Source organism: Kitasatospora sp. NPDC057518 (assembly GCF_042802075.1).
Lineage (GTDB): Bacteria > Actinomycetota > Actinomycetes > Streptomycetales > Streptomycetaceae > Kitasatospora.
Genome location: NZ_JBHVEU010000008.1, coordinates 40459 through 50202 on the forward strand (window position 1 = coordinate 40459; position 9744 = coordinate 50202).

Annotated in this window: 10 protein-coding genes and 1 tRNA gene; 8 read left to right on the top strand and 3 right to left on the bottom strand. The window is 73.1% G+C overall.

Translation table 11 applies throughout. The features are described 5' to 3' along the window. The first annotated feature begins 41 nt into the window (after positions 1 to 41). Both ACFU7Z_RS01760 and ACFU7Z_RS01765 read left to right on the top strand, forming a co-directional pair. Positions 42 to 1334, top strand: coding sequence for a S8 family serine peptidase (locus ACFU7Z_RS01760; protein ID WP_380775284.1), 1293 nt, complete (start codon positions 42 to 44; stop codon positions 1332 to 1334). 171 nt (positions 1335 to 1505) lie between these two features. Then, positions 1506 to 2912 (top strand): MFS transporter, encoded by a 1407-nt coding sequence (locus tag ACFU7Z_RS01765; RefSeq protein ID WP_380775286.1) that lies wholly within the window; start codon positions 1506 to 1508, stop codon positions 2910 to 2912. A gap of 12 nt (positions 2913 to 2924) precedes the next feature. Here ACFU7Z_RS01765 and ACFU7Z_RS01770 read toward each other — a convergent pair whose 3' ends face one another. Further along, positions 2925 to 3521, bottom strand: coding sequence for a flavodoxin family protein (locus ACFU7Z_RS01770; protein WP_049653702.1), 597 nt, complete (start codon positions 3519 to 3521; stop codon positions 2925 to 2927). A gap of 177 nt (positions 3522 to 3698) precedes the next feature. Here ACFU7Z_RS01770 and ACFU7Z_RS01775 point away from each other — a divergent pair, with 177 nt between their 5' ends. From ACFU7Z_RS01775 to ACFU7Z_RS01795, 5 genes are all read left to right on the top strand, one after another. Further along, positions 3699 to 4205 (top strand): winged helix-turn-helix transcriptional regulator, encoded by a 507-nt coding sequence (locus ACFU7Z_RS01775; RefSeq protein ID WP_380775288.1) that lies wholly within the window; start codon positions 3699 to 3701, stop codon positions 4203 to 4205. 143 nt (positions 4206 to 4348) lie between these two features. Next, positions 4349 to 4424 (top strand) — tRNA-Thr (locus ACFU7Z_RS01780). Between the two features lie 169 nt (positions 4425 to 4593). After that, a complete protein-coding gene (locus ACFU7Z_RS01785; RefSeq protein WP_380775290.1) occupies positions 4594 to 5262 on the top strand; it encodes a LuxR C-terminal-related transcriptional regulator in 669 nt (222 codons plus the stop codon). A 141-nt stretch (positions 5263 to 5403) separates the two neighbouring features. After that, positions 5404 to 6366: a UDP-glucose 4-epimerase GalE gene (galE, locus tag ACFU7Z_RS01790; protein WP_049653698.1), complete on the top strand. Its 963-nt coding sequence runs from the start codon at positions 5404 to 5406 to the stop codon at positions 6364 to 6366. Between the two features lie 269 nt (positions 6367 to 6635). After that, on the top strand, positions 6636 to 7637 hold the full coding sequence (locus ACFU7Z_RS01795; protein ID WP_380775292.1) for a LuxR C-terminal-related transcriptional regulator: 1002 nt from the start codon (positions 6636 to 6638) through the stop codon (positions 7635 to 7637). A gap of 24 nt (positions 7638 to 7661) precedes the next feature. Here ACFU7Z_RS01795 and ACFU7Z_RS01800 read toward each other — a convergent pair whose 3' ends face one another. Beyond that, entirely contained in the window at positions 7662 to 8159 is a 498-nt protein-coding gene (locus ACFU7Z_RS01800) for a MarR family winged helix-turn-helix transcriptional regulator (RefSeq protein WP_049660288.1), read from the bottom strand. Positions 8160 to 8270: 111 nt separating this feature from the next. Here ACFU7Z_RS01800 and ACFU7Z_RS01805 point away from each other — a divergent pair, with 111 nt between their 5' ends. Further along, positions 8271 to 9071, top strand: a complete 801-nt coding sequence (locus ACFU7Z_RS01805) for a methyltransferase domain-containing protein (RefSeq protein ID WP_380775294.1) — start codon at positions 8271 to 8273, stop codon at positions 9069 to 9071. 56 nt (positions 9072 to 9127) lie between these two features. Here the strand turns inward: ACFU7Z_RS01805 and ACFU7Z_RS01810 are convergent. Then, on the bottom strand, positions 9128 to 9744 hold a 617-nt coding region (locus ACFU7Z_RS01810), incomplete at its 5' end, for a TetR/AcrR family transcriptional regulator (RefSeq protein ID WP_380775296.1).

The window sequence follows — 9744 nt, forward strand, 5'->3', positions numbered from 1 at the left end:
TTCGTCGGCTTGTGGCTCTGGGGGCTGTGAGCCTGTGCGTGGTGGGGACCGCGGTGACGCCGGCTGTCGCCGATGGCTCGATTCGGCAGCAGCAGTGGCACCTGGATGCGATGCATGCCCCTGAGATGTGGAAGGTCTCCACGGGGCAGGGGGTCACTGTTGCGGTGGTCGACGGAGGATTCAGGCTGGACCACCCTGACCTGGCGGGACAGTTCTTGCCGGGTAAGGATTTCAGTGGCAGCCCTGGTGGCGTCGGGCTCGACGTTGGAGGTCATGGGACACAGATGGCCAGTCTCATCGCGGGGACCGGGAAAGGCCAAGAGGGAACCGGGGCGTACGGGCTGGCGTCTGGGGTTAAAATTCTGCCGCTGAAGATTGCCAACGGTTCCGAGGGGTCGTCGATCTCGTCGGATTTCCTCGGTCAAATCGGTCAGGCGGTTGACTATGCGGCGAGCCAAGGTGCCAAGGTCATCAATATTTCCCAGGGCATGGCCGCGGTGCAGACTTCTTCTACAGATGTCGCCAAGCTGAACCGGATCCTTGCGAATGCGAGGGCAAAAGGGGTGCTGGTGGTCTCCAGTGTGGGAAATTCTGCGCAAGATGGAAATCTTGCGGAATATCCGGGTGCTTTGCCGAACGTTGTCGGCGTCGGAGCCATCAACCGAAGCGGCACCGTGACTGCGGAGTCCCAAACGGGGCCGCAGGTCGCACTCGTGGGGCCTGGTGAGGAAATGGTAGAGGCCTGTACGTCCGAAACCGGGTACTGCAAGAGCCACGGGACGTCGGACGCGGCAGCTCTGGTTTCCGCCTCGGCGGCACTGGTTTGGGCGGCTCACAGGGACTGGACGGCGAACCAGGTTCTGCGGGTCCTCATCAATACGGCGAGCAGGCCGAACGGGGGAACGGTTCGCACGGACGATGCCGGCTGGGGTGCGGTGCGGCCGCGTATCGCGTTGACGGATCCGGGGGATCCCGGCCCCGCCGACGTGTCGCCGCTTCCGGCTGACGCGGTTGTGCCGTCGGTGGCTCCGTCGCCTTCGGCGAGTGCGCCCGCTCCTGCGCCAGTGCTGCCGAGTCCGGCCGACGTGGCCGTTGGTGTGCCGTCGGCGCGGCCGAAGGCTGAGGTGGCGTCGGGTTCGGGCAGTGGTGCGGTGCCGGTCGTCGCGGGGGTGGCGGCCGGGTTGGTGTTGGTGGCGGGGGTGGTGTTCGCGGTGGTGTGGCGGCGGAAGTCGGCTGTGCGGACTCGGGTGGCTCAGGTGTCGCTGGTGCCGCCGCCGGACCTGCCGGCGTACCGGCCGCAGGTGCCGCCGGAGGACAACCCGTACGCGAGGTAGCCGGGTTGCCGCGTTGCAGGGCAGCCGCGCAGGCGGGTCGGCAGAGGTGAGAGGGCGTCAGGTGCATCCTGGCGCCCTCGCGCACGTCGGGGGCGTGGGGCGGCGGGTGTGCGCCGGGGTCACTCGGGTGGAGGCTGGTGGGGGCGGGGTGGGGGTGGCGAGGGTGGTGGTATGGATGCGGAGGGTGCTTGGCGGGTCGGGCAGGTGCGGCGGGCGGCGGCTGCGGCGCTGATCGGGACGGCGATCGAGTTCTACGACTTCTTCATTTACGGGACGGCGGCCGCGTTGGTGTTCGGGCCGGTGTTCTTTCCCGGATTGGGCACGGTGGGGGCGCTGTTGGCGGCGTTCTCGGTGTACGCGGTGGCGTTCCTGGCCCGGCCGGTGGGGGCGGTGGTGTTCGGGCACTTCGGGGACCGGGTGGGGCGGAAGGCGACGCTGGTGGTGTCGCTGCTGCTGATGGGGTTGGCGACGGCGGCGGTGGGGCTGTTGCCGGGGTTCGGGGCGTGGGGGTGGTGGGCGCCGGCGGTGCTGGTGGTGCTGCGGGTGTGCCAGGGCGTCGGGTTGGGCGGGGAGTGGGGCGGGGCGGCGCTGCTGATCGCGGAGAACGCGCCGGCCGGGCGGCGGGGGCGGTACGGGGGGTTCCTGCAGCTGGGGCCGACGATCGGGTTCGTGCTGGCGAACGGGGTGTTCCTGGCGCTGCAACTCGGCCTGGACGAGGGGGCGTTCCGCGCGTGGGGTTGGCGGGTGCCGTTCCTGGCCTCGTTCGTCCTGGTCGCGGTGGGGCTGTTCGTGCGGCTGCGGGTCGAGGAGTCGCCGCTGTTCCGGACGGAGGGGCGCCGGGAGCGGCTGCCGGTGCTGGAGGTGCTGCGGGGGCACTGGCGTCCGGTGCTGGCGGGCGGCGGGGCGATCACGGTGGGGTACGCGCTGTTCTACCTGACCACGACGTACGCGCTGGCGTACGCGACGACCGGGCTCGGGGTGGCGAGCACGGTGGTGCTGTCGATGCTGCTGGTCGGGGCGGTGGGCATGGCCGCGACGGTGTGGTTGAGCGCCTCGCGCAGTGACCGTTGGGGGCGGCGGCGGACCTTGCGGTGGGCGACGGCTCTGGCCGCGGTCTGGTCGCCGGTGCTGTTCCCGCTGTTGGAGACGGTGAGCCGGCCGCTGATGTTCGTCGGGCTGGCGGGGGCGATGGTGGTGCTGGGCTGCATGTTCGGGCCGTTGGCGGCGTTCCTGCCGGAGCTGTTCCCGACCCGGGTGCGCTACACGGGCGCGGCGCTGACGTACAACCTGGGCGGTGTGGTCGGCGGTGCGACGACGCCGCTGGTGGCCACCCGGCTGACCGGGGCGTACGGGACGGCGCAGCCGGTGGGCTGGTACCTGGCGGTGCTGGGTGTGCTGGCCCTGGGGTGCCTGCGGATGCTGCCGGAGAACACCGGTGCGGAGCTCGGTTCGCTGGACGGTGTGGCGGGCGGGGCTACGGGCGGTGCGGCGGACGGTGCCGAACTCGGTTCGGCGGACGGCCCGGTGGACGGCGGAGGCCGCCGGGCGCCCCGGTTGGGGACGGATCCGGCGGCCTGACGAGGGGTGGGCTCAGCCGGCCAGGGCGGCGCGGCCGGCCAGCACGACGGCGGTGTGCCGGGCGACGCGGTCGCCGAGGTGCTCGGCGGTGGCGATGTCGGACTTGTGGACGGCCTCCGGGCCGGCGTCGGCCGGGGAGGACGCGGCGGCGCCGTTGGAGAAGCCGAGCCGGTTGAGGTCGTCCTCGGAGGCGGTGGTGGCGTTCCAGCCGGGCTTGAGGCCGAGGTTGACCCAGCTCATGCCGTGCTGGGCGGCGAGGGTCTGGAAGAAGAAGAGGGTGCCGGCCTTGTCGCCGCTCTTGGAGGCGGAGTTGGTGAAGCCGGCCGCGACCTTGTCCTTCCAGGAGTCGGAGAACCAGCGCTTGCTGGTGGCCTCGGCGAAGACGTGGAAGGCGCCGGAGGCGGTGCCCATGTAGGTGGGGGAGCCGAAGACGATCGCGTCGGCGGCGTCCAGCTGGGCCCACTGCTCCTCGGTGATGGTGTCGACGGCGATCGTGACGACCTCGGCACCCGCGGCGGCGGCGCCACGGGCGACGGCCTCGGCGATCACGGCGGTGTGGCCGTAGCCGGAGTGGTAGGCGAGGGCGACGGTCGGACGGACGGCGGTCATGCGGCGCTCCAGGGGACGGGTGCGGGCCGGCGCGGTGGCCGGCGGGCAGGCGTGGGGACGGGACGGGGCGGGCGCACCGCGGTGGCGGCGGGCCCCGGCTCCGTTGGTCTCCAATATAGACCAGGTCTCCATTGGTTACCAAGGGTGGATTGGAGACCGCAGGGCTACCCTGGACGCATGACGACGGAGCAAGCGGCCCGGACCGGGACCGGACAACCCGCGGAGCAGGACGCGAAGGAAGTGCGGAACGCGCAGGAAGCACGGGACGCGAAGGAAGCGCGGGGCGCACGGGGGGAGCCGGATGAGCCGGACGAGCCGGAGTACGACGTGTTCGCCCAGCTCTGTCCCAGTCGCGCGGTCTTCGCCGAGCTGGCCGACAAGTGGTCGATGCTGATCCTGATGAGCCTCCTCGGCTGCGGGCCGCAGCGCTTCTCCGAACTCCAGCGCGGGGTCGGCGGGGTCAGCCGCAAGATGCTCACCCAGTCGCTGCGCAACCTGGAGCGCAGCGGGCTGGTGCTGCGTACGGTCTTCCCGGAGACGCCGCCGCGGGTGGTCTACGACCTGCTGCCGCTCGGTCGCGAACTGGCCGAGCTGCTCACGCCGGTCGGCCGGTGGACGGAGCACCGCGCCAGGCGGATGATGGCGGCCCGCGAGGAGTTCGACGCGGTGCACGGCGAGGACTGAGCCGGCGCGTGGCGACGGCCGGGAGGGCCGGCGCGGCGAGGTCCGGGCCGACCGGCGGCGGAGGCCGGAGGCCGATTTCCCTTCCGGGCCCGGAGCCGTGTAATGTCTTCCTTGTTCGACCGGCCCGGTGAAAAGCCCGGCAAGCCCCTATAGCTCAGTCGGTAGAGCGTCTCCATGGTAAGGAGAAGGTCTGCGGTTCGATTCCGCATGGGGGCTCCACTGAAAGACCCTCGCCTCACGGCGGGGGTCTTTCGCGTTTCCCGACCGGTTCCGCGGCCCGACACGCCACGGCCTAGCGGGTCGGGTACGGAATGCGCTGTGATGGTGCGTCATCGGCCGCCCGCCCGAGGGGTGCGGGCGCGAGCCGAACCCCGACCGGGAGGGTGTCATGGGTGTTCGACTCGTCGTGGTGGACGACCACCGGCTGCTGGCCGAAGCGCTGGCCACCGCACTTCAGCTGCGCGGCCACCGGGTGCTGGCGGTCGGTTCCCCGGCCGGTGTCGCCGCCGACCTGGTGGTCGGGCGGCGGCCCGAGGTGTGTCTGCTGGGGGTGGCCGTGCCGGGGGAGTCGGGTGCCTTCGACGGGCTGCGCCGGATCCGCCGGGAGCGCCCTGAGGTGGCCGTGATCGTGCTCGGTCCGGTGGGTGAACTGCGCGGAGTGGCAGGGGCGTTCGCGGCCGGCGCGGCCGGGTACGTGCCCAGCGACGAGCGGATCGAGGTGGTCGAGCGGGCCATCGGGCGGGCGCGCGCGGGCGAGGCCGCGGTCGCGGTGGACATCCTGCGCGGCGCCTTCGACCAACTGCTGCGCCCGGCGGCCGAACCGGACGACGAGGCCGTCCGGCTGCTGCGGCTGCTGACCCGCCGTGAGGTGCAGGTGCTGGCCCGGATCGCGGACGGCGAGGACACCGCGGCGATCGCCGCCGGGATGCGGATCGCCGCCAGCACCGCCCGGACGCACGTCCAGCGGGTGCTGATGAAGCTCGGCGCGCGGACCCGGCTGGAGGCGGCCGCGGTGGCGGCGCGCACCGGTCTGCTGGAGCGGATGGCCGGCGGCTGAGGAGTTGGTGAGAAGGCTGGAAGCAGTCGTCCGGGTGGCGCGGAGCACCCCGGTGGGATTGGGAGAATGACCCCAGTCGTACGGATTCCGTCGACGGCTTCCGTCCGACCGGGCGGACCGTCGTTCGCTGGAGGTCGCAACATGAGTAAGTACCTGGTCACGGGTGGCGCCGGCTACGTCGGCAGTGTGGTCGCCGCCCACCTGCTGGAGGCGGGGCACCGGGTGACCGTCCTGGACGACCTCTCCACCGGTTTCCGCGAGGGCGTCCCGGCCGGTGCCGAGTTCGTCGAGGGCCGGATCCAGGAGGCCGACAAGGTGCTGGACGGCTCCTTCGACGGCGTGCTGCACTTCGCCGCCTCCTCGCAGGTCGGCGAGTCGGTCGCGGACCCGGAGAAGTACTGGCGCAACAACGTGGCCGGCTCGCTGGAGCTGATCAGCGCGATGCGCGCGGCGGGTGTGCGCAAGCTGGTGTTCTCCTCCACCGCCGCGACCTACGGCGAGCCGGAGGCCGTGCCGATCGCCGAGACCGCCCGCACCGCGCCGACCAACACCTACGGCGCCACCAAGCTCGCGGTGGACCACCTGATCACCAGTGAGGCCGTCGCGCACGGCCTGGCCGCCGTCTCGCTGCGCTACTTCAACGTGGCCGGTGCGTACGGGTCCTACGGTGAGCGGCACGACCCCGAGTCGCACCTGATCCCGCTGGTCTTCCAGGCCGCGCTGGGGCAGCGTCCGCACATCGCGGTGTACGGCGACGACTACCCGACCCCGGACGGCACCTGCGTCCGCGACTACATCCACGTCGCGGACCTGGCCGAGGCGCACCTGCTGGCACTGGACGCGGCGAAGCCGGGCGAGCACCTGATCTGCAACCTGGGCAACGGCAGCGGCTTCTCGGTGCGCGAGGTGATCGAGTCGGTCAAGCGCGTCACCGGCCGGGAGATCCCGGTGCAGGTCGCGGGCCGCCGGGCCGGCGACCCGGCGGTGCTGGTGGCCTCGGCCGCCCGCGCCCACGAGACGCTGGGCTGGACCCCGCGCCGCCCGAACCTGGACGAGATCGTCGCCGACGCCTGGACGTTCACCCTGGCGAAGAACGGCCGGTGAGAGAAGGCCGGTGAGCAACGGCCGGTGAGCAGTGGTGGAGTGGGGGTCGGACGGTCCAAGTCCGGCCACTCACGCACCTTCTGACGAAACTTCACCGAATCGCCACGAGCGCGTATCCCGCCCCGTACGCTGAGTGCGGTACCGGTGGGGGCCGGCGCCCATTCGGCCTCACCGGCCACCGGTGGGCGGGCGGAACGGCGGGTCCGGAACGCGGATGCCGGGCCGGTCCCCGCCCCCGGGCTCGGGCGGTGCGAGCAGGGGGAGGGACGATGGGGCGGATTCGCGTCCTGGTGGTCGACGACCACCGGATCTTCGCCGAGGCACTGGCCGCGGCGCTGGCCGCCGAGCCGGACGTGGAGGTGGGGGCGGCCGGCAGTGCCGCCGCCGCCGAGCGGGCCTTGGAGCGGGCGGCCGGCGAGGGCCGGTCCTACGACGTGGCGTTGATCGACGCCGACCTGGGCGGCGAGCCGGTCGGGACGGTCGGTGCGGCCGGGACGATCGGGACTGGCGGCCAGGCGGGCGTGCCGGGAGCGCAGGCGGGCGGCGGAGTGCCGGCCCGCCGTCGGCCCGGCGCGGAGTACGGCGACGAGGCCCGGCGCGGCCGCGGTGCCCCGCCCGTGCCGCAGCCGCGCCGGCCGGCCGTACCGGTGGGGGTGCCGGTTCCGCTGTCGGGCGGGCTGCCGACCGGGGTGCGGGCCGTGGTGGACCCGCTGCGGGGCGATCAGTTCAGACCCGCCGCCCCGCCACCGGACGGCATCACCCTGCTCGCCCGGCTCCGCCGCGCCCACCCCGGGCTGCGCGCCGTCGTCCTGGCCACCGCCGACGACCCGCACCGCGCCGCCCGCGCCCTGCACGCGGGCGCCACCGGCTGGGTGGCCAAGGAGAGTTCGCTGGCCCGGCTGCTGGCGGTGGTCCGGGGCGTGCTGCGGGACGAGACGCACCTGCCGCCCGCGCTGCTCACCGGGGTGATCCGCGAGCTCACCACCGCCCGGCGGGACCGCACCGAGAGCGAGCGGCTGGTGGACACCCTGACGCCGCGGGAGAAGCAGATCCTGCGCTGTATGGTCGCGGGCCTCGGCCGGCAGGCCGTCGCGGAGCGGCTCTACCTGTCGCCGCACACCGTCCGGACGCACATGCAGAACGTGCTGGGAAAGCTCGGGGTGCACTCCACGCTGGCGGCCGTCGCGGTCGCCCGCCGGGCCGGGGTCAGCCCGGCCGAGCCGGCCGCGCCGCCGCCGTCCCCGGTGGTCGGCACCGTCGAACGGCCCTGACCCGCAAGCCCGGGCCCGGAGCCGTCAGCCCGGGATGTTGTCGAACGGGGCGACCAGCACGCGCAGCAGCGCGGCGAGTTCGGTCTGCTGGCCGGAGGTGAGCTGGGCGAGCAGTTCGCGTTCGTGCGCGAGCAGTCCGGCGAGCGCCTGGTCGGCGCGGTCGCGGCCGTCGTCGGTGAGCCTGACCAGCACGCCGCGACGGTCGTCCGGGTCGGGCAGGCGCTTGACCAGGCCCTTGCCGGTGAGGCGGTCGATCCGGTTGGTCATGGTGCCGGAGGTGACCAGGGTCTGGGTGAGCAGCTGGCCGGGGGAGAGCTGGTACGGGGAGCCGGCCCGCCGCAGGGCGGTCAGGACGTCGAACTCCCAGGGCTCCAGCCCGTGCTCGGCGAAGGCGGTGCGGCGGGCGCGGTCCAGGTGCCGGGCGAGCCGGCTGACCCGGCTGAGCACCTCCAGCGGCTCCACATCGAGGTCGGGGCGCTCCCGGCGCCACGCTGCGACCAGCCTGTCGACCTCGTCCTCCATGACGATCAGTGTATCGGTGGATGTGTCGATGTGAAGTCTCTTGACATCGAGAAATGTGCCAGCAAGGCTAACGCTGGATATCTTGATATCGAGATACCTGCGAGGTGAACCATGACCACCCCCGTCTGGGACCCGGAGCAGTACCTGCGCTTCGCCGACGAACGCAACCGTCCGCTGCGCGAACTGCTCGCCCGCGTCCCCGCCCTCCCACACCCCGGTGCCGAGGTGATCCTGGACATCGGCTGCGGCCCCGGCAACTCCACCGCCGCGCTGCGCGAGCGCTGGCCGACCGCCCGCCTCACCGGCGTCGACAACTCCGCCCCGATGCTGGCCACCGCCCGTACCGGGGGCGAGCCCACGGCCGAGTACCTGCTCGCCGACGCCCGCGAGTACGACCCGGCCCCGGCCCGGCCCGACCTGATCGTCTCCAACGCCACCCTCCAGTGGGTGGACGGGCACCTGGCGCTGCTGCCGCGCTGGGCGGCGGCCCTCGAACCTGGTGGGGTGCTCGCCTTCCAGGTGCCCGGCAACTTCGACGCCCCCAGCCACACCCTGCTCGCCGACCTGCGCCGCAGCGCCCGCTGGCGGGGCCTGCTCGGCGAGGAGGCCGTCCGGGCCGGCGTCCACCCGCCCGAGCGCTACCTCGACGCCCTGGTCGCCGCCGACTGCCTGCCGGACGTCTGGGAGACCACCTACCGCACCCTGCTGCCGGGGCCGGACCCGGTGCTGGAGTGGGTCAAGGGCACCGCGCTGCGCCCGGTCCTCACCCGGCTCACCGACCCGGCCGACCGGGCCGCCTTCCTGGCCGAGTACGGGCGGCTGCTGCGCGAGGCCTACCCGGCCGGGCCGCGCGGGACGGTCTTCCCGTTCCGGCGGATCTTCGCCGTGGGGACCAGGCGGCCGCGGGGGTGAGACGGCCGCGGGGGTGAGGCGGCCGCGGGCCGGGTCGGCCCGGGCGGCCCGGCCGGTCAGCCCTTGCGCTCGCCGACCAGCCGCGGGTGCCGCTCCAGGCCCTCCAGCCCGTGCCAGGCGAGGTTCACCAGGTGCGCCGCCACCGTCGCCTTGTCCGGCTTGCGGACCTCCAGCCACCACTGCCCGGTCAGCGCGACCATCCCGACCAGCATCTGCGAGTACATCGGGGCCAGCCGGGCGTCGAAGCCGCGGGACTTGAACTCCAGGCCCAGGATGTCCTCGACCTGCGTGGCGATGTCGCTGATCAGCGAGGCGAAGGTGCCGGTCGACTGGGCCACCGGGGAGTCCCGGACCAGGATCCGGAAGCCGTCCGTCGAGGTGTCGATGTAGTCCATCAGCGCGAAGGCGGCCTGCTCCAGCAGCTCGCGCGAGTGCCCGCCGGTCAGGGCCCCGGTGACCATGTCCAGCAGCAGCTGCATCTCGCGGTCGACGACCACCGCGTACAGCCCCTCCTTGCCGCCGAAGTGCTCGTACACCACGGGCTTCGACACCCCGGCGCGCTCGGCGATCTCCTCCACCGAGGTGCCGTCGTAGCCGCGCTCGGCGAAGACCGTCCGGCCGATCTCCAGCAGCTGTTCGCGCCGCTGCTTGCCGGTCATCCGGACCCGGCCGC